Genomic DNA, 20,982 nt, shown 5'->3' with positions numbered 1-20,982 from the left:
CCCCGCGCGACGTCGTGACGCGCATAGAGGCCCGCTTGCAGCCCCTCCCCCTATGACTCGGAGCCTTTTGGTGTGTCATAGTCCAGACGCGATGACCCCCGACGCCTCGATCACCGAGACCGCGACCGTCCTCCTGGTGGAAGACGACGACGTCCTCCGCCGCGAGATGGCCGGCTACCTCGGCGCCCAGGGCTACGCCGTGCGCCAAGCCTCGACGGTCGGCGCGGCGCGCGAGGTGCTGGACGCCCGCGCCGTCGACGTGGTCGTGCTCGACGTCAACCTGCCCGGCGAGGACGGCCTGTCGCTGTGCCGCCAGCTGGCGCGGGGCGATGGTCCGGCCATCCTGATGCTCAGCGCCATGGGCGAGCCGGTCGACCGGATCCTGGGCCTGGAGCTCGGCGCCGACGACTACGTGGTCAAGCCGATCCCGCCGCGCGAACTGCTGGCCCGGGTCAAGGCCCTGCTGCGCCGCCGCAGCGCCGCCGGCCCTCCGGGCAAGAACCCCAAGCGCAACACCTACGCCTTCGCCGGCTTCCGCCTGGACCTGGCCGCCCGCCAGCTGACCGCGCCGGGCGGGACCCTGCTGCTGCTGACGCGGGGCGAGTTGGCCATCCTGTCGCTGCTGCTCGACAACGCCCGCTCGGTGGTGTCGCGCGAGGACCTGCTGACCGTCATCCGCGGCGAGGCCGCCGAGACCGTCGGCCGCGGCGTCGACCTGCACATCAGCCGCCTGCGCCGCAAGATCGAGGCCCAGTGCGACCAGGAACTGATCAAGACCTATCGCGGCGTCGGCTATGTGCTGGACGCCAAGGTGGTGGTCGAATGAAGTCACTGGTCGCCTCCTTGCGCCGGCCCAGCGCCCCGATCGCCCTGCAGATCGTCGCCCTGCTGCTGGCCAGCCTGGTCGTGGCGCAGCTGGCCACCCTGGCGCTCACCTTGCTTCTGCCGCCCAAGCCGCCGGCCCAGCACAGCCTGGCCGACATCGCCGCCGGCCTGAAGGGCGGACCGATCGACGCCAGCGAGACCCGTCCGCTGGTGCGCACGGTCGAGAAGGAGCCGCCGTCGCTGTCGAGCCCCGGCTGGGTGGCCTCGGAGAAGTCGAGCGCCGATCTCGCCCGCCTGCTGAACGCCGATCCCGACGACGTGCGCCTGCTGTTCTACGCGCCGCCGCCCTTCGCCGGCGCGGGCGCGGCCAGCCGCCGGGCCGACGCCGCCGCCCTGCCCTTCACCGCCGTGCTCGGCTCCAGCGCCTACGCCCAGGGGCCCGCCCCCGGCGGCCGGGCCATGGGTCCCGCCGGCGGCGGCATGATGGCCCAGCCGTCGGTCGGCCCGGGCTCGGTCGGCTTCCCGGTCAGCGCCGCCCAGAACAATCCCGCCATGTGGCGCGCCGCCCGCGCGGCCCTGGCCGGCGGCAACAGCGGCGCCCGCTCCGACTACCGCCCCGGCGGGACGCCTTCGCGCTATGGCCAGCAGCGCTTCCCCGGGACCAGCGCCGGCGGCGTTCCGCCCGGCGGGATCATCGGCGGCGGCGCCCCGCCGCGCGTCGGCCAGCGCCTGCAACCGCGCTTCGCCACCGACCCGCTGTTCACCGCCCCGTTCCGCTCGTCGAGCTTCACGATCGGCACCCCGCAGGCGGTCGATCCGATCGAGGCCCTGCCGCCGCCCGACACCAGCGACGACGACGCGCCGGTGACCAGCCACACGGTCGCCGTCGCCCCGGCCCTGACCGCGCGCGCCAAGCCGACCAGCGAGACGATCGGCGCCGCGCCGCGCCTGGCCTCGGCCGCGCCCGCCAAGCCCGTCGCCAAGCCGCAACCGCAAGGCCGCCCCCTGGCCGCGCCGGTGGCCCGAGGCCTCTTCGGCCTGGCCCCCGCGCCCTATATCGAGGGCGACTTCGTGGCCGCCATGCGCGTCTCCGACGGCCGCTGGGTGACCCTGCAGCCCAAGCCCGAGGGCTTCCCCAACAGCTGGCAGCGCCGCGTGCTGCTGTGGTTCCTGGTCTCGTTCGCCATCGTCGGCCCGATCGGCTACGTCTTCGCCCGGCGCCTGGCCGCGCCGCTGGCCGGCTTCGCCGACGCCGCCGAGGCCCTGGGCCGCGACCCGTCGTCGCCGGTTCTGGCCGCCGACGGACCGGCCGAGGTCGGCCGCGCCGCCCGCGCCTTCAACCAGATGCAGGCGCGCCTGACCCGGTTCATAAACGACCGCACGGCGATGATCGGGGCGATCTCGCACGACCTGCGCACGCCCCTGACCCGCATGCGCTTCCGGCTCGAGCGGGCCTCGCCCTCCCTGCGCCGCGAGATCGGCCAGGACATCGACCAGATGGAGGCCATGATCAATTCGGTGCTGGCCTTCATGCGCGAGAACGCCGAGGCCGGCGCCCGCCAGCATGTGGACCTGCGCTCGCTGCTCGAATGCGTGGTCGACGACGCCGAGGTCACCGGCGGCGACGTGACCCTGGAGCCGGGCCAGACGCCGCAGGTCGAGATCGACGTGCTGGGCCTGCAGCGGGTGTTCACCAACCTCGTGGACAACGCCGTCAAGTACGGCGACAGCGCCCGGGTCAGCCTCTATGTCGACGGCGACGAGGCCGTGGCCGAGATCCGCGACAAGGGTCCGGGCATGAGCGAGGACGAACTCAAGCGCGTCTTCACCCCGTTCTACCGCAGCGTCGCGGCCCGCACCTCGACCAAGCAGGGCGTCGGGCTTGGCCTGGCCACCTCGCGCTCGACCGTCCGGGCGCATGGTGGCGACATCCGGCTGGAGAACGTCGAAGGCGGCCTCATGGCCCAGGTCCGCCTGCCGCTCGCCGCCCAGCGCGGCGGCTCGCAGACCGAACCGCCGCTGCCGATCGCCGCGGAGTGATCCTTCTCCCCTTGCGGGAGAAGGTGGCGGCCGTTCCCGAGGAACCTCCCCCCGTGGGGGAGGTGATCGCGCAGCGATCGGAGGGGGGAGTTGGTGCGAGATATCCGCCGCCTCGAAAGCTGAAAACGCCCCCCCACCGGCCTTCGGCCGCCTCCCCCACAGGGGGAGGTTCCTTGAGCGCATGGCTTCTCTTCCTCACGCGGTGAACCGCTGAGCTGTCGAAGGGGAACGGAGCGCCCAGGCGACGCCCGGAGGTGTGTAGACAGATACCGTTTCGACGAAGCCTAGACGCTCCGCGCGGTCGTTTGGCTGCCGGCTTCCCGGGCGGCGGCGCTCTTAACGCCTTACCAGGACCATCCGCCGGGTTTCCCGTTTGGACGGCGACGAGGAGAGGGGTGCTCTGTAATCCTCGCCCAAGCCGACGGCGGGCGGGCCTGGCCAGCGCCAAGTCCCCGGACGCGACGGATCTTCCCAATCCGCCCCAGTCCCGCTCGATCGCATCCCGCCGCCGCATGGTCGCTGGCCGCGCGCCCCTTCGGTGCGGCGAGACGGGGTTATTATGCAGCGGGTTTGAGCGCGTCTGATCCAGAGCGGTGAGAAAGTTGCAAGGGGTTGGATTGGTTGGGGTTTTTGGCGCGGTCGACGGGGATTGGCAGCGCTCTATCCCCGTCCGCGTTCCTTCTCCCCTTGCGGGAGAAGGTGGCGGCGAAGCCGTCGGATGAGGGGTCTCTCAAACTTGAGACGCATCACCCGGCCTGACCGCCGCACGCAGCTTCGAGGTCTGAGAGACCCCTCACCCGACCCTGCTCTGCAGGGCCACCCTCTCCCGCAAGGGGAGAGGGATCAGTTGTTCCGCTTTCGCGGGGATTTTACGGGAGAGGGCTTGGGCCACCTCCCGTGGGGGAGGTCCCTACCCCTTCCGCGCCAGGCGGATCACGCCGTCGTCGCCTTCGCTGGCCCGGACCGGGAAGGCGCTGGTGACGGCGGTGACGAAGGCCTGGGGTTCGGTGCTCTGGAAGTAGCCGGCCAGGCGCAGGTCGGCGATCGACGGGTCGGCGATGCGGACCTTCTGGCGGTTGTAGCGGTTGAACTCGGCCACGGCCTGGCTCAGCGACTGGCCGTTCAGCGCGATGGCGCCCTGGCGCCAGGCCAGGGCCCGGTCGATCTCGGCGTCCGACAGCGGCTGGGCGTGGCCGCCGTGCGGGCCGTAGACCATGGCCGTGCCGGCGGCGATCCGCACCTCCTTGGCCGGCCCCTTGCCGTCGGGCTCGATGTCGGCGGCGCCGCGACGGACGGTGACGGCGGCGTTCTCGGCCCCCAGGCGGACGGAAAGCTCGCCGCCGCCGGTCTCGATGCGGGCGTCGCGGGCCTTGACCACGAAGGGACGCGCGTCGGGGGCGGCCTCGAACAGGGCCTCGCCCTTGACCAGCTTCACCTCGCGCACGCCGTTGCGGTAACGCACGACGACCTTGCTGTCGGTGTTGAGCTCGATGCGGCTGTTGTCGGCCAGCACCACGACGCGGCGCTCGCCGATGTCGGTGGCGTAGGCGGTCGAGGCGGTGGCGCTGAGCATGCCGGCCCCGAGGACGCCGGCGATGGCGACGGCGGCGGCCATCATGGTCCAGGGCGAGCGGCGGTCGAAGGCCCGGCGGGCTTCTTCCGGCGCGAACAGGTCGGCGTCCGGCTTGGCGGAGACTGGCTTGAAGACGCGCAGGCGGTCGGCGCGCTCCCAGGCGGCGTGCTCGCGCTCGAAGGCGGCCTCGTTCTCGAAGCTTTCGGCGCGCCAGGCCTCGAAGGCGGCCCGTTCGTCAGGCGCGCAGGCAGGATCGGACAGCCGCACCACCCACTGGGCGGCGGCCGTTCTCACTGCTTCGCGTCGCGATCCCGCTTCCCGACCCATGAACGCCCTTCGTCGATACGCACTGGCTGGGTCGCGCCTGGGCGGCCCAGCTTTTCGGAACAGTAGCGAAGCCCCTTGATCAGGTGCTTCTCGACAGTCGAGACGGACAGGCCCATGCGAACCGCTATCTCGCCCGGCGACAGGCTATAGACTTTCCTGAGGGTGAATACACGCCGACATTGTGTCGGCAGCTCGGCGATCGCCTCGCGCAGCTGGCGAAGTTCGTCGCGCGAGACCAGCGAGGCCTCGGGTCCGGGGGTCTCGTCCATGCCGCCGATCTGCTCGAAATCGGCGACGGCGGTGATGGTCAGGACCTTGCGGCGACGCAGGCCGTCGAAGGCGATGTTGCGGATGGTGCGCGAGGCGAAGGCGGCGGGATTGGTGATTTCGCGCCAGGTCTTGCAGGCGATGACCCGGGCGAAGGCGTCGTGGACCAGATCTTCCGGATCGGCCTCGCCGTTGCGGCAAAACTTGCGCGCATAGGCCAGAAGCCGCGGTTCCAGGGGCAGGATTTCCCTGCGGAACCAGGCTCGGCGCTGTTCGTCTTCTGGTGTCATCGCCCTCGTTCCCCGGCCGGGAACCAACCCCGGCGAAGCCGTCGTGGCAAGAGGCGAACACGCGCCCCGACGGCGGAGAGGGCTTATGCGCCGTGTTTCCGCGGGTAACATTGCGAGGTGGGGCAAGGACTTGCGCCCGGTGCGCGGACGCCAAAAGATTCAGCAGATTTTTTGCGCGGCCTGTCCGTCAGGCGGGCGCTCGCGCCTCCTTCAGTCGAGCAGTCCGGCAAGCTCGCCCGCAAGGCGCAAATCCTCGACGAATTCGGCCCGGGCGCGTTCGCGGACGGCGGCGTCCGGCAGGCGCAGCAGGAAGGACGGGTGGTAGGTCAGCACCGCCCGGGTTTGATCGGGCAGTTGCAGCGCCTTGCCGCGATTGGCGGTGATGGGCGTGGCCTTGCCCATCACCGCCTGCGCCGCCGTCGCGCCGAGGGCGACGATGACGCGGGGGCGGACGAGGCGCCGCTCGGCGTCCAGCCACCAGCGGCAGGCCTGCACCTCGCCGCGATCGGGGGTCTTGTGGATGCGCCGCTTGCCGCGCGACTCGTGCTTGAAGTGCTTCACGGCGTTGGTGACATAGGTCCGATCGCGCGGCACGCCGGCTTGTTCGAGCGCCTCGTCGAACACCTGGCCGGCGGGGCCGACGAAGGGGCGGCCGGCCAGGTCCTCCTGGTCGCCGGGCTGTTCGCCGACGAACATCAGCCGGGCCTGGGCCGCGCCATGGCCGGGCACGCCTTGCGTGGCGTCGCGCCACAGGTCGCAGCGGCGGCAGACCTGAACGGCGGCCTCCACCGCGTCCAGGCTGGTGGGGATGTCGCCGTTGTAGGATCCGTCGCGAGCCTGGCGCAGGGCGGCCTTCAGCACGCGGTCGGGAGCGGGCGAGGGGGCGGCGGCGACCATGGCGGCGGCGCGCGCCTGGGCGGTTTCGATCAGCTGCGGAATGAGCCGCGCCTCGGGAAGGTTGCGCCAATACCGCTCGGGCATCTCCTGGCGCATCATCCTCTCGTTCAGCCGCGCCGGGTTGAAGATCGAGGCGTAGTAGGTGCGCCAGAGCTCCTCCTGGGCGTCTTCGGCCGGCGCGTCGGCCGGATCGGCGCCGTCGGAGACCTTCAGCGTCTGCCCGTCCCAGGCCACGCAGGCGTCGGGCGTCAGTATGGTCCAGGTCATGGTGGTGAAGCGGCGGGCGAAGAACGGCGCGGCGGCCTCGGTGACGCGGTGGGCCGGCTCGAACCAGGCGGCGTAGGCCTCCGGCTCAGTCTCGATCAGGCGGAAGCGGACGAAGGCGTGCATCTTGTGGATCGCCCGCGAGACGGCTTTTTCCATGTCGCGGGCCTTGGCGACATCGGGATCGGCGGGGTTGTCGATCAGGCGGGGCTCGCGCTCCAGCCGCCATAGCAGCCGATAGAGCAGGGCGAAGCGCTCGCCGGAGCGGTGCAGGACGACGGACCTTGCCAGCTCGACGAAGGCGGGCGGGACGCTGAAGGCGCCGGCGGTGGGCGCGGCGGTCGGGGTGACGGGCGCGGCTTCGAAGAGGTCGCGCTCCACCGTCCAGATCACCGTCTCGGGCGGGACGCCCTCGCCCCGCAGCGCTCGCGCGGCCGTTCGCCAGCCGTCGAAGTCGATCTCGGAGGCCAGCCGCACCACGCGCATCAGAAGAGGCTCAGCTGGGCCGGTTCGATCAGGCGGGCCTTCAGGTGCTCGCCGTCGGTCGCCATGCCCGGCGTCCAGCCCTCGGCGACGACGAAGGCCCTGGCGCGCTTGACCACGGCGCCGACGCGCTTGAGGTCGTCGATGGTCAGCCGCGCCTGGCGACGGGCCAGCAGGATGCGGTCGACGGCCTTGGCGCCCAGGCCCGGCACGCGCAGCAGGGTCTCGCGGTCGGCGGCGTTGACGTCGACGGGGAACCTGTCGCGGTTGCGCAGCGCCCAGCCGGTCTTGGGATCGACCGAGAGGTCGAGATCCTCGCCGGCGCCGATGATCTCCGGCTGCTCGAAGCCGTAGAACCGCATCAGCCAGTCGGCCTGGTACAGGCGATGCTCGCGCAGCAGCGGCGGGCGGCTGGACGGCAGGCGGTGGCTGGAATCCGGGATCGGGCTGAAGGCCGAGTAGTAGACGCGGCTGAGACGATAGGCGCCGTAGAGCGAGGCGCTGCGGGCCAGGATGTCGCCGTCGCTCGCCTGGTCGGCGCCGACGATCAGCTGGGTCGACTGGCTGCGGGCGAAGGTCTTGCGCGGCGCGGTGCGGGCCGGCTCGGCGCGCTCGTCGATGGCCAGGCGCATGCGGCCCATGGCCCGCTTGATGTCGCCGACGTCCTTCTCGGGGGCCAGGGACTTGAGGCTCTCGTCCTGGGGCAGCTCGATGTTGATCGACACCCGGTCGGCATAGAGCCCGGCCTGCGCGGCCAGTTCCGGCGAGGCCTCGGGGATGAGCTTCAGATGGATGTAGCCGCGGAAGTCGTGGTCCAGCCGCAAGGCTTTCGCGATGCGGACCATCTCCTCCATCGTGTAGTCGCCGTTGCGGATGACGCCCGACGACAGGAAGAGGCCCTCGATATAGTTGCGCTTATAGAAGTTGAGGGTGAGGTCGACGACTTCCTTCACGCTGAACCGCGCCCGGGGCGTGTTCGACGACACCCGGTTGATGCAGTAGGCGCAGTCGTAGATGCAGAAGTTAGTCAGCAGGATCTTCAGCAGGCTGATGCAGCGCCCGTCCGGGGCGTAGGCGTGACAGATGCCCATGCCTTCGGTGGAGCCGACGCCCTTGCCGCCGACGGAGTCGCGCTTCTCCCCGCCCGATGAGGCGCAGGAGGCGTCGTACTTGGCGGCGTCGGCGAGGATGGAGAGCTTGCGGCGGATATCGAGAACGGCCATCCGCACAGTCTATAGTTCTCTATTTGTTCCGTCGAGTTCTGCGTTGTCGCAGTGAGGGCGGAACCGGCCGGGCGGCTCGCGCGATCCCTTTTACGGAAAAGGGAGTTCGCCAATGGCGCGCCGCAAGGAAGACTGGCCCTCGACGATGCTCGACGCCTGGGCGCTGGGGATGGAGGCCTCGGCCGTCATCGGCCTGCGGACCATGGTCCTGGCCGGCGGTGGGGCGCGGGCGCAGAGCGAGGCGATCCGCATGACCACCGAGAAGATGGCGGCGGCGGCCGACGTGGGGCTGAAGTTCTGGACGGGCGGTTTGCCCCAGGCACCGGACGCGGCGACGCGGGCGGTGATCCGGGACTACCGGACCAAGGTGCGCGCCAATCGCCGGCGGTTGGCGAAGGGGTAGCTTCGCGGCTTCCTCAAATCGTCATCCCGGCCGGAGCGTAGCGTAAGCCGGGACCCAGGGGACCGGGCTCGGCGGCTGCTTCATCCGCCGGCGGTTGCAGGCGCGTTGCGGCGGCCCCTGGGTCCCGGATAAGCCCTGCGGGCTTTCCGGGATGACGAGTGTGGGGAGGCTTGGACGAGGTCTCAGTCCGGCCGCAGCGAGCGCGGGCCCACGGCGTGCACCCGCTTGCCGCCGAGCGCCCCGGCCAGCGGCGGCGCGGCGAACAGGTTGGAGAAGGCCTGGTCGAGGATGTTGAGGCCCCCGGTATAGGCCCCGAAGGCCGGCAGGATCAGGCGCTGGCCGTCGGTGACGAAGCAGCGCTTGCGCACGCTGCCGCGACCGCTGGAGACGCGGGCGGCCGGGTGCAGGTGGCCGGCGACCTCGCCGGGCTGGACGCCGGGCTCGGGTTCGTGGCGCAGGATCAGGCCGCCGATGGAAAGCTCGTCGATCACCTGGCCGGGCAGGGCGCGCGGGCCGTCGGCGTCGTGGTTGCCCACCGCCCAGATCAGGTCGCGGCCGACGGACAGGGCGCGCAGGCGCTCGGCGTCGTCGGCGGCCAGGCGATCCTCGGCCGCGCCGTCGTGGAAGCTGTCGCCCAGGAAGATCAGGGTCGCTGGCTTCAGGGCCGCCACCTCCGCCTCCAGCCGGGTCAGGGTCTCGCGGGTGTCGTAGGGCGGCAGCATCTGGCCAAAGCGCGCGGCGTAGGACGAGCCCTTCTCGAAGTGCAGGTCGGCGACCACCAGAGCGCGCTCGGCCTCCAGCCACAGGGCGCCGGAGCCACGCAGCAGCACCAGCCGCTCGGACACCATGACCGTCAGGCCGCCGCAGTCGCTGAGCTGGAACCTCGTCAAGACAGCGCCTCCGCGATCAGGTCTTCCTCCGCCTCGGCCAGGATCATGTCGCTGGCCGCGTCGCCGGGCGCGCGCTCGCGGCCGATCTCCAGCATGATCGGCACGGCGAAGGGCGAAACCTTGTCCAGCGCCGCATGGCGGATGCGGCCCTTGATGCGGGCCAGTAGATCCCCCAGCCGCGCCACGTCCAGCTGACCGGTCGCCGCATCCATGCGCGCGCAGCGTAGCAAGAGGTGGTCGGGCTGGTGCTTGCGCAGCACGTCGTAGATCAGGTCGGTCGAGAAGGTGACCTGCCGGCCGGACTTCTCCTCGCCGGGATAGCGCCGCTCGATCAGGCCGCCGACCAGGGCGCAGGCCTTGAAGGCGCGCTTCATCAGGAAGCTCTCGTTCAGCCAGTCCTCGAGGTCGTCGCCCAGCATGTCCTGGTCGAAGAGGTCGGCCAGATCCAGCTCGTCCATCGGCCGCAGCGACCAGATATTGAGGGCGTAGTCGTTGCAGACGAAGCCCAGCGGCCCGACGCCCAGGCGGTCGAGCCGGCGGGTCAGCAGCATGGCCAGGGTGGTGTGCGCCAGGCGCCCCTCGAACGGATACATGACCATGTGGAAGCGCTTCCCGCGCGGGAAGGTCTCCAGCAGCATCTCGTCCTCGTCCGGGATCAGCGAGCGGAGCTTCTGGTAGGCCATCCACTCCTGGACGTCGGGGGGCAGGGCCAGCCACTCGGCCTCGTCGTGCATCATCTTGCGCACGCGCGACGCCAGATAGGTCGAGAGCGGGAACTTCGAGCCGCCCCAACTGGGCATCTTGGGGTCCTTGTCGGGGGCGGGCGTCACGAAGGCGTCGGCGCCGACCAGGCTGTTGAAGCGCCAGACCTGGCCGGCGAAGACGAAGGTGTCGCCCGGCGTCAGCTGCTCGAAATAGCCTTCCTCGGCCTCGCCGATCTTGCGGCCGCCCATGGGACGGCGACCGCCGCCGATGCGGACATTGACCACGGCCGGCGAGACGATGGCCCCGACGTTCATCCGGTGGCGCTGGACGACCTGGGCGTTGCGGGCCTTCCAGAAGCCGTCCGCGTCTTCCACGATCCGGCGGAAGCGATCGTAGGTCTTCAGCGCATAGCCGCCGGTGGAGACGAAATCGACGACGGTCTCGAAGTCTTCCCACGACAGGTCAGCATAGGGGCCGGCGGTGCGGACCTCGTCATAGAGGTCGAGCAGCTTGAAGGGCTCGGAACAGGCGCAGCCCATGACGTGCTGGGCCAGGACGTCGAGGGCGCCGACGCGGGCCGGCTCGCCGTCGAGGTGGTTCTCCAGGATGGCGTCGGCGGCGGCGCGGCATTCCAGCATCTCGAAGCGGCTGGCGGGCACGAACAGGGCGCGGCTGGGCTCGTCGAGGCGGTGGTTGGCGCGGCCGATCCGCTGGACCATCCGCGAGGCCCCCTTGGGCGCGGCCAGCTGGATGACGAGATCGACGTCGCCCCAGTCGATGCCCATGTCGAGCGTCGAGGTGCAGACCACGGCCCGCAGCTCACCGCGCGCCATGGCCGCCTCGACCTTGCGCCGCTGCTCGGCCGACAGGCTGCCGTGGTGCAGGGCGATCGGCAGGCCCTCGTCGTTGAGCTTCCAGAGCTCCTGGAACGCAAACTCCGCTTGAAAGCGCGTGTTGACGAAGACCAGCGCCGTGCGGCTGGCGGCGATGATCGCATAGACCTCGGCCATGGCGTGCTGGGCGGTGTGGCCGGCCCACGGCACGCGGCCGCCGGAGACGAGGACTTCGACGACGGGTTGCGCGCCGCCGGAGCCGAGGACGAGGTCGACGGATGGAACCTCCCCCAGGGGGGGAGGCGATCGCGTAGCGATCGGAGGGGGGAGGGTGTCCGGCGTTGCGGAAGCTGAAACCGCCCCCCCACCGGCGCGATGCGCCGCCTCCCCCAGGGGGGGAGGTTTCTGGGTTTTCAGACCCTCTCCCCGAAGGGGGAGGTGGCCCGGAGGGCCGGAGGGGGAAGGGGCTGCTGAGGTGGGATCACTTCCCCCTCCGTCGGCTTCGCCGACACCTCCCCCTTCAGGGGGAGGGTTTTTACCCAACCACCGCCGCACGAGATCCGGATCATCGACCGTCGCCGACAGGCCCACCCGGCGCATGCGCGGCGCGAACTGCTGCAAGCGTGCGATGGCGAGCGCCAGGAGGTCGCCGCGCTTGGAGGGCCACATGGCGTGGGCTTCGTCGACGATGACGCACGACAGGTCGGCGAAGTATTCGCGCGCGCCTTCCCAGGCGCAGAACAAAGCGAGCTGCTCGGGCGTGGTCAGCAGGATGTCGGGCGGGCGGATGCGTTGGCGGGCCTTGCGGCTTTCGCCGGTGTCGCCGGTGCGGCTCTCGGCGACGATGGAGAGGCCCATCTCGCGGATGGGGGTCATCAGGTTGCGCTCGACGTCGACGGCCAGGGCCTTGAGCGGCGAGATGTAGAGGGTGTGGATGCCGGCCGGCGTGTTGCGGGGCGCCCGTTCGGCCAGCTCGATCAGGCTGGGCAGGAAGCCGGCCAGGGTCTTGCCGCCGCCGGTCGGGGCGATCAGCAGGGCGTCGCGGCCGGCCTTGGCCTTCTCGATCATCGCCAGCTGGTGGGCGCGCGGCGCCCAGCCGCGGGCGGCGAACCACTCGGTGAAGCGCGGGGGAAGCAGGTCGGCCGGAACCATCGACGGGGCTATAGCATGTTCCTGTTCTGTTTCTGGCGGGGAATCGACATTGCCAGCGCGCGACAGCCGAAAGTGGTAGCCGGTTTCGGCGCCCGTCGCGCGCCAGACGCGCAAAGAACAGCGTGCGAAGTTTGCCCTCGTTCGCCAAGCTTCCTAGGGTCGGCCCCGAAAGTTTTCGGAGTTCGCCATGTCCCGCGCCGCCCTTCTGCTGACCGCCGCCCTGGCTCTGCCGGCCCTGGCTCATGCTCAGGCGAAGATCGACAGCGGCCCGATCGATCCGGCCAGGCTGTCGGAGATCACCCGGGTGCTGGCGTCCGACGAATTCCAGGGCCGCGCCCCGGGCGGTCCGGCCGAGCAGAAGACCACCGACTACATCGCCGCCCAGTTCAAGGCGCTTGGCCTGGAGCCGGCCGGCGACGCGGGCAGCTACACCCAGAAGGTGCCGCTGGTGCACACCCGCATCGACGGGCCGATCGCCATGAGCTTCGCCACCGCCGGCGGCGCGGTGCCGCTTGTCCAGGGCGAGCAGGCCCAGGTCATGACACTGCTGCCGGTCGATACGGTGGCGATCAAGGACGCCCCGCTGGTCTTCGTCGGCTACGGCGTCAGCGCGCCCGAGCGCGGCTGGGACGACTTCAAGGGCGCGGACCTGAAGGGCAAGGTCGCCGTCTTCCTGATCAGCGACCCGGACCTGGAAGCGGTCGAGGGCGAGCCCGCCTTCGGCAAGTTCGGCGGCAAGGCGGCCACCTATTACGCCCGCTGGACCTACAAGTACGAGGAGGCCGTGCGGCGCGGGGCGGTCGGCGCCCTGATCGTGCACGAGACCCTCGGCGCGGGTTACGGCTGGAGCACGGTGAAGGCCTCGAACGGCGAGGGCTACGACATCGTCCGCGCCAACCCCGCCAAGGAGAAGCTGCAGCTGCAGGGCTGGATCCAGCGTGATGTGGCCGTCGATCTCTTCAAGCGCTCGGGCCTGGATTTCGAGGCCCTGAAGAAGGCCGCCCGCGATCCGTCGTTCAAGCCGGTGGCCCTGAAGGGCGCGAGCTTCTCGGCCGCCTACAAGGTGGCCCATGAGCCGATGGTCAGCCACAACGTGGTCGCCAGGCTGCCGGGGACGACCCACGCCGACGAGAGCCTGATGTACGCCGCCCACTGGGACGCCTACGGCGTCGGCGCGCCGGACGCGCAGGGCAAGACGATCCGGGCCGGCGCGGCCGACGACGCCATCGGCGTTGCGGGCGTGATCGAGGTGGCACGCGCCTTCAAGCAGGGGCCGGCGCCGCAGCGCTCGATCCTGTTCGCCGCCTGGACGGGCGAGGAGCGGGGCCTGCTGGGCTCGGAATACTACGCCGTGAAGGCCGGCGACGCGGCGCTGGGCAAGATGGCCGCCAACTACACCCTCGACGTGCTCCAGACCGCAGGCCCCGCCAAGGACATCGTGCTGGTCGGGGCCGGCCAGAACGAGCTGGAGCAGGGCCTGGCCAAGGCCGCGGCCGCGCAGGGGCGCACCGTGACGCCGGACGCCAAGCCGGAACGGGCGCTGTTCTACCGCGCCGACCACTTCTCGTTGGCCAAGCGCGGGGTGCCGGTGCTGCTGGTGATGGGCCTGGGCGGCGGGGCCGACCTGCTGAACGGCGGCCGCGCGGCCGGCGACGCCTGGGTCGCCGACTACACCAGCCGCTGCTACCACCAGCCCTGCGACGCCTGGAGCGCCGACTGGGACCTGCGGGGCGCGGCCCAGGACGTGGCCCTGGTCTACGAGGCCGGCAAGGCGATCGCCAATTCGCGCGCCTGGCCCGACTGGAACGCCGGCTCGGAGTTCAAGCCGGTCCGCGCGGCCAGCGCCGCCGCGCGAAAATAACGAGCGCGGGGCCGTCGGCGTCGCGCGCCGCCGTCGTCGGCCCCTTTACCCGGAACAGGCGAGCCCTTAGGCAGGACGCGCATCGGGCCGCGTGGGGCGGCCGAATCCGCATCTGACAAGGTTCCTTCATGCCCTCGGGTCTCGTCGCGCTCCTGGATGACGTCGCCGGCATCGCCAAGATCGCCGCCGCCTCGATCGACGACGTCGGGGCCGCCGCCGGCAAGGCGGGGACCAAGGCCGTGGGCGTGGTGGTCGACGACGCGGCCGTGACCCCGGGCTACGCCATGGGCTTCACGCCCGACCGCGAACTGCCGATCGTGGCCAAGATCGCCGTCGGCTCGCTGCGCAACAAGCTGTTATTCCTGCTGCCGGGCGCGCTGGTGCTCAGCGCCTTCGCGCCCTGGCTGGTGACGCCGATCCTGATGCTGGGCGGCGCCTATCTGGCCTTCGAGGCGACCGAGAAGATCCTCGAGATCTTCGTCCATCACGACGAGGCCGTGGAGACCGAGGAACTGGCGCTCAGCGGTCCGGAGCTGGAGAAGGAAAAGGTCGGCGGGGCCATCCGCACCGACCTCATCCTGTCAGCCGAGATCATGGCCATCGCCCTGGCCGACGTGTCGGGCAAGCCGATCCTGATCCAGGCCGCGGCCCTGGCCATCGTCGGGGTGGTGATCACCGTGCTGGTCTACGGCGTGGTCGGGCTGATCGTGAAGATGGACGACATCGGCCTGCACATGGCCAAGAGCCCGCGCGCGGCGACGCAGAAGTTCGGCCGGGGCCTGGTCAAGGCCATGCCGGTGGTGATGAGCAGCCTGGGCTATATCGGCACCGCGGCCATGCTGTGGGTGGGCGGCGGCATCATCGTGCACGGCCTGCACCATTTCCACCTGACGCCGATCCCGGCCTGGGTCGAGGGGTTGCAGCACTGGGCCGGCCTGGTTCCGGTGATCGGGCCGGTGACCGGCTGGCTGGCCATGGCGCTGGCGTCGGCGGTGGTGGGTCTGGTCATCGGCGGCGTCATCGCCGGCGTGCTGCACGTCATTCCGCGCAAGAAGGCGCACTAGGTCGGGGAGCGCGGATTGGCCGAACCCAAGCCGAAAGCCGTCAAGAAGGCCGCGCCGCGCAAGGCGGTGAACGCGGCCAACCTGGCGCACCTGGGCCCCGAGGCCTTGGCCGAGCTGCTGATGGAGGTGGCCGAGGGCCACGCGGCCATCAAGCGCCGGCTGAAGCTGGCCCTGCTGGGCGAGGTGGGGGCGGCCGATCTGGCGGCCGAGATCGACAAGCGCATCGACGCCATCGCCGACAGCCGCGCCCGCATCAACTGGCGCAAGTTCAAGGAGTTTGTCCGCGATCTGGACGCCCATCGCGCCTCGGCGGCGGGGCGGCTGGGCGAGCTTGACCCCAACCTCGCCGTGCCGGTGCTGGTGCGGCTGGTGCGGGTGTCGGAAGGCCTGGAAGGCCGGATCAAGGATCCCAAGGGCGAGCTGCAGGCGGTGTTCGACCAGGCCGTCGTGGACGTCGCGGCCCTGTCGCCCAAGGCCCTGACGCTGGACAGCCGCTCGCTGGCCGACGCCCTGCTGGCCTTCGTCGAGGGAGCGTCCACCAAGCTGTCGGTCGACCTGCTGCGCGCCGCAGCCCCGGCCCTGGCCGGCGACGCCGTGGCCGTGCTGCGGGGCAAGGTGCGCGAGCGCCTGGCCGCCCAACGCCGTCCGGACCCGCGCCTGCGGGCCGCGGCCCAGGTGCTGGCCGACCTGGAAGGCGACGTCGAGGGTTTCGCCGACCTGTTCACGGCCTCGCAACTGGTGCTGCCGCCGATCGGCGCCCAGCTCGCTCGCCGCTACCTGGCCGTCGGCCGCATCGCCGACGCCCTGGCGGCGCTGGACGTCTCGGCGCCCGGCCCGGGGATCGTCGAGCAGGCCGATGTCGGGGCCGTGGCCTGGAACGAGGCCCGCATCGCCGCCCTGGAAGCGGCCGGCGAGCCGCTGGAGGCCCAGGCCGTGCGCTGGGCGGGCTTCAAGGCCACCCTGTCGGTCGAGATGCTGCGGGCCTTCCTCAAGGGGCTGCCCGACTTCGAGGACGTCGAGGCCGAGGACCAGGCGCTGGACTACGCCCAGGCCTATCCCGACCCTTACAAGGCCCTGGCCTTCCTGACCGCCTGGCCCTCGGCGGCCGGGGCGGCGCGGCTGGTCATGGAGCGCGGACCGGCCCTGCACGGCGACCGGCCCGAGGTGCTGGAGCCGGCCGTTCGCCTGCTGGAGCACCGCCATCCGCTGGCCGCCACCGTGCTGCTGCGGGCCATGGTCGACGACGTGGTGCGCTACGGCCGGGCCGACCGCTACGCCGACGCCGCGCGCTGGGTGCTGGAGGCGGAGTCCCTGGCGCCGGGCCTGCCGGACGATATGGCCATCGACGATCACCCGACCTGGGCGCGGCGGGTGGCGGGTTATCGCCGGCTCTAGAGCTTGGCCGTGGCTGCGGCGTAGCGACGCGGCCCGCCGCAAGCCTCTGATAAGCAAGCCTTAAACGTACGGGGCGCAGAGGTGGCGGTTCTCGTCCCGCAGCCGCCGCGATGTTCCGATTGCCCTGGTTCCGCCCCGTACCCTCGACCCCTGAACTGATGAAGGCGCAGGTGCGCGCCTTCTCCAGGCAGGTGCCGATGATGTACGCGCTGGTGCTGGTCAACACGATCGCCCTGTCGGCGACCCACCTTCGCGACGCGCCGCTGCTGCTGACCCTGGGCTTTCCCGGCCTGCTGACCGTGGCCAGCCTGGTCCGGCTGGTGACCTGGTGGCGGGCCCGCAAGACCGCTATCGACCAGGCTTCCGCCAAGCGCCTGCTGCGCCAGACCCTGGTCTTCGCCGGGCTGCTGGGCCTGGGCTTCACCCTGTGGTCGTTCAGCCTGTTTCCCTACGGCGACGCCTTCGCCAAGGCGCACGTTGTGTTCTACATGGCCATCACGGCCATCGGCTGCGTGTTCTGCCTGATGCACATGCGGGCGGCGGCCTTCCTGCTGACCGGCATCGTCGTCGGGCCGATCACCGTCTTCCTGCTGGCCAGCGGCAATCCGGTGCTGACCGCCATCGGCTTCAACATGGCCCTGGTGGCCGTGGCCATGCTGGTCATCCTGCTGATCTCGTACCGCGACTTCTCCAATCTCGTGGAATCTCAACGTGGGCTCGAAGAGCGGCAGGCCGAGATCCAGAGCCTCAGCGACGACTATCTGCGCCTGGCCAACATGGACGGCCTGACCGGCCTGCCCAATCGCCGGCAGTTCTTCTCGCGCCTGCAGCGGGTGACCGACGAGGCCGCCGCGCAGGGCCGACGCTTCGCCGTCGGGGTGATCGACCTGGACGGCTTCAAGCCGGTCAACGACGCCTATGGCCACGCGGTCGGGGATCGGGTGCTGGTCGAGGCGGGCGAGCGCCTGGCCCGCGACCACGGCCAGCCGCTGTTCGTGGCCCGTCTGGGCGGCGACGAATACGGCCTGATCATCGAGGCCGACCTCGATCCCGAAGCCCTGCAACGCCTGGGCGCCGACCTGTGCGCGGCCTTGCGCGAGCCCTACTGCTTCCCGGGCGTCACGGCCCAGGTCTCTGGCTCGGTGGGCTTCGCGGTCTATCCGCAGGCCGCCAGCGCGCCCAACCTGCTCTACGAGCGCGCCGACTACGCCCTCTATCACGCCAAGCAGAACATCCGGGGCGCGGCGGTGGTGTTCTCGGCCGACCACGAGACGGCGATCAAGACCGCCGGCCTGATCGAGCAGGCCCTGCGCCACGCCGACATGGACGCCGAGTTCCGCCTGGCCTTCCAGCCGCTGGTCGATATCCGCGACGAGCGCACCATCGGCTTCGAGGCCCTGGCCCGCTGGACCAGCCCGACCCTGGGCGTCGTCTCTCCGGGCGACTTCGTGCCGGTGGCCGAGCGCTCGGGCCTGATCGCGCGGATGTCGCCGGTGCTGCTGGGCTGGGCGCTGGAGGCCGCGGCGACCTGGCCCGAGGACATCCGGCTGTCGTTCAACCTGTCGGTCCGCGACATCGCCTCGCCGCACCAGATCGCTCGGATCATCGAGATCATCCAGGCCAGCGGCGTCGATCCCGGCCGCATCGACCTGGAAGTCACCGAGACCGCCGTCATGCGCGACTTCGACCAGGCGGCCCGTTCGCTGGCGGCGCTGAAGGCGCTGGGCGTGCGCATCGCGCTCGACGACTTCGGGGCCGGCTATTCCAGCCTCAGCTACGTGCACCGCCTGCCGATCGACAAGCTGAAGATCGACGGCAGTTTCATGCGCGGGCTGGAGGCGGCCGACAAGCGCCGGGCCATCGTCAAGACCATCCTCGACCTCTGCCGCAACCTGGGCCTCGACTGCGTCATCGAAGGCGTGGAGACCCCCGAGCAGCTGGTGCTGCTCCAGCCCCTGGGCTGCCGCGTGGTGCAGGGCTTCCTGTTCGCGCGGCCGATGCCGGGCGAGGCGGTGGCGGGCTATCTGGCGACGGAGCGGGATGCTCCGGCGCAGGACGTCGAGGGGGTGCGGTCGGCGGGGTAGGGCGCTTAGTTCCCTCTCTCTGAGAGAGAGGGAGGGGCCCACGCTGAAGGCGTGGGAGGGTGAGAGGTTTCACCGCTGGCCGCGAGGATCTCGGCCTCTTTCACCCAAAGCGCTCGCGGTTTCCGGTCGGAAGACCTTTCCGGAAGCATGGCTCCATGGTGGTCAGCCCCCGAGGTCGTCATGACGCCTCGACGGTGTCTTTTCGGAGAGTTTGTTACCTCTCACCCTCCCACCGCCTGCGGCGGCGGGCCCCTCCCTCTCTCAAAGAGAGAGGGCTCTGAAGGCCTAACGCCGATCTTCGAATTCGCCCCCCATACGATCAAACCCAGTAGCGCCGTTCGCCAAGCTGTGATTGCATCGAGAAAAATAAGGGGAGAGAAACGAATGGAACTGGTCCAATGGCCGGCGCTGATTGCGTTGGCGGTCGGCGTCGTGGTTTGGGGCGGCGTGATTCTGGTCCGCAATTGGCGCGAAGCGCCCGCGACGGCCGAGGAAGACCTCGACTAGTCTTTCAAGTTCTCAGCGGAGCGATCGACAAAACCGTCTCTTAGTGGCGGCGTGATCGTGCGCGGCTCGATCTCGCCCACGGGGTCGGCTGGCGCCTGCCGGCGGGCTCGACTAGTTTGCCGCCATGACCACCCCGCTTTCCGCCCTGAAGCCCATCGTCCTGACCAATGACGCTGGCGTCGCGTTCCTGCGACGCCATCCGGCGACGCGCGAGGTGGCGACCGATGCGTCGGAGGCGGGCCTGCTGCGGGCGAGCCTGCACTTCGTCGACGCCATGGAGCCGCCGCCGGAAGAGCAGTGGGCCATGCCCAACGCCGATGTGCCGGAAGACCGCGCGCATGACCTGAGCTTCGAGAACACCGGCCACGCGCCGCCCTACGGCTTCTGGATCACCCATCCCGACGTGCTGGCCTGGGCGACGGACTTCGTCGAGGACGACGGCGCGGCGTGGCTGGTGAGGGTCTGGCTGAAGGCCGTTTGAGGTCTGGTCGATATCCACGAGCTTGAGTCGATTTTCACCGAGCATCCCCGCGAAGGCGGGGATCCAAGCCGACTCCACAGATGATCCACAGCCTGGCCTTCTCCTGAAAGTCAGCTTGGGTCCCCGCCTTCGCGGGGAAGGACGGATGTGGGGTGGCAGGCTGGTGACTGTCGATCCGAGCGACTGGCGCGCCTCGTCATGGCGAACTGCCGCCTGACGGCGCAAGCCCTTGTCAGATAAGCTGGTGCGGGCGGTCGGGGTCGAACCGACACTCCTTTCGGAACCGGATTTTGAGTCCGGCGCGTCTACCAGTTTCACCACGCCCGCGCTTCGCTGCTTGCCCAGGGGCGAAGCGAAGAGGCGACTTCCTAGCAGCGGTCGCCCGGAAGTTCCAGAGGCGTTTCGCTCACCCCAGCCACGGCGCTTTCGCCAGCCGTTCGGCCAGGAACTCCATCAGCACGCGCACCCGGGCCGGGCGGATGGCGCTGGGCGGGGTGACCAGGTGCATGGCGATCGGGGGCGGGGTCCAGTCGGCCAGGACTTGTTCCAGCTTGCCGTCGGCGACGTCGTTCCAGACCATGAAGTCGGGCTGCATGGCCAGGGCCTGGCCCTCCAGCAGCAGGGCGCGGAAGACGTCGGCGTTGTTGGCGCGCAGCTGGGCCGGCACGCTGATGGCGTACTGGCCCTGCTGGGCGTGCTCGAACCGCCAGGCGTCGCGCGAGCGGCCGCCGGTGTAGAAGAGGGCGCGGTGGCCGGTCAGGTCTTTCGGGTGCTGGGGCCGGCCGTGGCGGTCGAAATAGTCCGGCGAGCCGACCAGCATCACCCGCACTGGGCACAGGCGCCGGGCCAGCAGGCTGGAATCCTCCAGGGCCGAGATCCGCAGGGCCAGGTCGAAGCCGTCCTCGACGATGTCGACCAACTGGTCCGACAGCGAAAGCTCGACCGACACCTCCGGATAGAGGGTGAAGAAGTCCGAGAGGGCAGGGCCGAGGTAGCCGATCCCGAACGACATCGGCGCGGCCATCCGCACCAGGCCGCGCGGCACGGCCGACTGGGCCGAGGCCTCCAGCTCCAGGGCCTCGCCGTCGGCCAGCAGGCGGCTGGCGGCCTCCAGCGAGCTCTGGCCGCTGTCGGTCAGCGACAGCCGGCGCGAGGTGCGGTGGAAGAGGGTGGCGCCCAGCCGCTGCTCCAGGCGTGACACCGCCTTGGACACCGTCGCGTTCGACAGACCCAGGTCCTTGGCGGCCCGGGCGAACGAGCCGGTCTCGGCCACCTTGGCGAACACGGCCCAGGCCTCGAAGTCGGGGAGTTTCATCATGTCGTTTTTGGAAATGGTTTCTTTCGACCATTTCTATTTCGGATCGGGCGATCTGTCTCCATCTTCCTCGTCAACGGAGACGCCGACACGGCTTCCCCAC

The 20,982-nt window shown here is 70.6% G+C and carries 15 protein-coding genes, 1 tRNA gene and 1 pseudogene; 9 read left to right on the top strand and 8 right to left on the bottom strand.

Features of this window, described 5'->3' with window-relative positions:
• Nucleotides 1-70 precede the first annotated feature (70 nt).
• Together AC1RRS_RS08260 and AC1RRS_RS08255 are read left to right on the top strand one after the other, a co-directional pair.
• On the top strand, nucleotides 71-826 hold the full coding sequence (locus AC1RRS_RS08260) for a response regulator (protein ID WP_492854707.1): 756 nt from the start codon (nucleotides 71-73) through the stop codon (nucleotides 824-826).
• Nucleotides 823-2,865, top strand: a complete 2,043-nt coding sequence (locus AC1RRS_RS08255; protein WP_492854706.1) for an ATP-binding protein — start codon at nucleotides 823-825, stop codon at nucleotides 2,863-2,865. The genes AC1RRS_RS08260 and AC1RRS_RS08255 overlap by 4 nt, the downstream gene beginning before the upstream one ends.
• Nucleotides 2,866-3,775: 910 nt before the next feature.
• Here AC1RRS_RS08255 and AC1RRS_RS08250 read toward each other — a convergent pair.
• The 4 genes from AC1RRS_RS08250 to AC1RRS_RS08235 form a co-directional block, all read right to left on the bottom strand.
• On the bottom strand, nucleotides 3,776-4,732 hold the full coding sequence (locus AC1RRS_RS08250; RefSeq protein WP_492854705.1) for a FecR family protein: 957 nt from the start codon (nucleotides 4,730-4,732) through the stop codon (nucleotides 3,776-3,778).
• Nucleotides 4,729-5,349, bottom strand: a complete 621-nt coding sequence (locus AC1RRS_RS08245; RefSeq protein ID WP_370444613.1) for an RNA polymerase sigma factor — start codon at nucleotides 5,347-5,349, stop codon at nucleotides 4,729-4,731. Before AC1RRS_RS08245 ends, AC1RRS_RS08250 begins: the two co-directional genes overlap by 4 nt.
• 183 nt (nucleotides 5,350-5,532) lie before the next feature.
• A complete protein-coding gene (locus AC1RRS_RS08240) occupies nucleotides 5,533-6,969 on the bottom strand; it encodes a UdgX family uracil-DNA binding protein (protein ID WP_492854704.1) in 1,437 nt (478 codons plus the stop codon).
• A complete protein-coding gene (locus AC1RRS_RS08235) occupies nucleotides 6,969-8,189 on the bottom strand; it encodes a putative DNA modification/repair radical SAM protein (protein WP_492854702.1) in 1,221 nt (406 codons plus the stop codon). Before AC1RRS_RS08235 ends, AC1RRS_RS08240 begins: the two co-directional genes overlap by 1 nt.
• A gap of 112 nt (nucleotides 8,190-8,301) precedes the next feature.
• Here AC1RRS_RS08235 and AC1RRS_RS08230 point away from each other — a divergent pair, with 112 nt between their 5' ends.
• The gene (locus tag AC1RRS_RS08230; protein ID WP_199228418.1) at nucleotides 8,302-8,592 is read left to right on the top strand and encodes a hypothetical protein; all 291 of its coding nucleotides are present in this window, start codon (nucleotides 8,302-8,304) and stop codon (nucleotides 8,590-8,592) included.
• 182 nt (nucleotides 8,593-8,774) lie between these two features.
• On the opposite strand, the gene pdeM is transcribed toward AC1RRS_RS08230, so the two are convergent.
• Together pdeM and AC1RRS_RS08220 are read right to left on the bottom strand one after the other, a co-directional pair.
• Complete coding sequence (gene pdeM, locus AC1RRS_RS08225) at nucleotides 8,775-9,482, bottom strand: ligase-associated DNA damage response endonuclease PdeM (protein ID WP_492854700.1); 708 nt, start codon at nucleotides 9,480-9,482, stop codon at nucleotides 8,775-8,777.
• Nucleotides 9,479-12,172: pseudogene (locus AC1RRS_RS08220) on the bottom strand (ligase-associated DNA damage response DEXH box helicase). The gene pdeM and the pseudogene AC1RRS_RS08220 overlap by 4 nt, the downstream one beginning before the upstream one ends.
• Nucleotides 12,173-12,359: 187 nt before the next feature.
• Here AC1RRS_RS08220 and AC1RRS_RS08215 point away from each other — a divergent pair.
• From AC1RRS_RS08215 to AC1RRS_RS08190, 6 genes are all read left to right on the top strand, one after another.
• Nucleotides 12,360-14,033 carry a M28 family metallopeptidase gene (locus AC1RRS_RS08215; RefSeq protein ID WP_492854698.1) on the top strand — a complete coding sequence of 558 codons (1,674 nt, stop codon included), beginning with the start codon at nucleotides 12,360-12,362 and terminating at the stop codon, nucleotides 14,031-14,033.
• A gap of 128 nt (nucleotides 14,034-14,161) precedes the next feature.
• The gene (locus tag AC1RRS_RS08210; protein ID WP_492854697.1) at nucleotides 14,162-15,097 is read left to right on the top strand and encodes a DUF808 domain-containing protein; all 936 of its coding nucleotides are present in this window, start codon (nucleotides 14,162-14,164) and stop codon (nucleotides 15,095-15,097) included.
• A gap of 15 nt (nucleotides 15,098-15,112) precedes the next feature.
• Entirely contained in the window at nucleotides 15,113-16,492 is a 1,380-nt protein-coding gene (locus AC1RRS_RS08205; RefSeq protein WP_492854696.1) for a DUF6880 family protein, read from the top strand.
• A gap of 110 nt (nucleotides 16,493-16,602) precedes the next feature.
• On the top strand, nucleotides 16,603-18,576 hold the full coding sequence (locus tag AC1RRS_RS08200; RefSeq protein ID WP_492854695.1) for a putative bifunctional diguanylate cyclase/phosphodiesterase: 1,974 nt from the start codon (nucleotides 16,603-16,605) through the stop codon (nucleotides 18,574-18,576).
• 384 nt (nucleotides 18,577-18,960) lie between these two features.
• The gene (locus AC1RRS_RS08195) at nucleotides 18,961-19,083 is read left to right on the top strand and encodes a hypothetical protein (protein WP_487292547.1); all 123 of its coding nucleotides are present in this window, start codon (nucleotides 18,961-18,963) and stop codon (nucleotides 19,081-19,083) included.
• Between the two features lie 124 nt (nucleotides 19,084-19,207).
• Entirely contained in the window at nucleotides 19,208-19,564 is a 357-nt protein-coding gene (locus AC1RRS_RS08190; protein ID WP_492854694.1) for a hypothetical protein, read from the top strand.
• A 242-nt stretch (nucleotides 19,565-19,806) separates the two neighbouring features.
• Here the strand turns inward: AC1RRS_RS08190 and AC1RRS_RS08185 are convergent.
• Both AC1RRS_RS08185 and AC1RRS_RS08180 read right to left on the bottom strand, forming a co-directional pair.
• Nucleotides 19,807-19,891 (bottom strand) — tRNA-Leu (locus tag AC1RRS_RS08185).
• A gap of 79 nt (nucleotides 19,892-19,970) precedes the next feature.
• The gene (locus AC1RRS_RS08180) at nucleotides 19,971-20,879 is read right to left on the bottom strand and encodes a LysR family transcriptional regulator (protein WP_492854693.1); all 909 of its coding nucleotides are present in this window, start codon (nucleotides 20,877-20,879) and stop codon (nucleotides 19,971-19,973) included.
• Between the last annotated feature and the right edge of the window lie 103 nt (nucleotides 20,880-20,982).

The sequence above is a fragment of the Caulobacter sp. GW821-FHT12A07 genome (assembly GCF_058807655.1).
The sequence above is the reverse complement of the archived record's forward strand: the minus strand, read 5'-3'. Positions and strand labels throughout refer to the sequence as shown.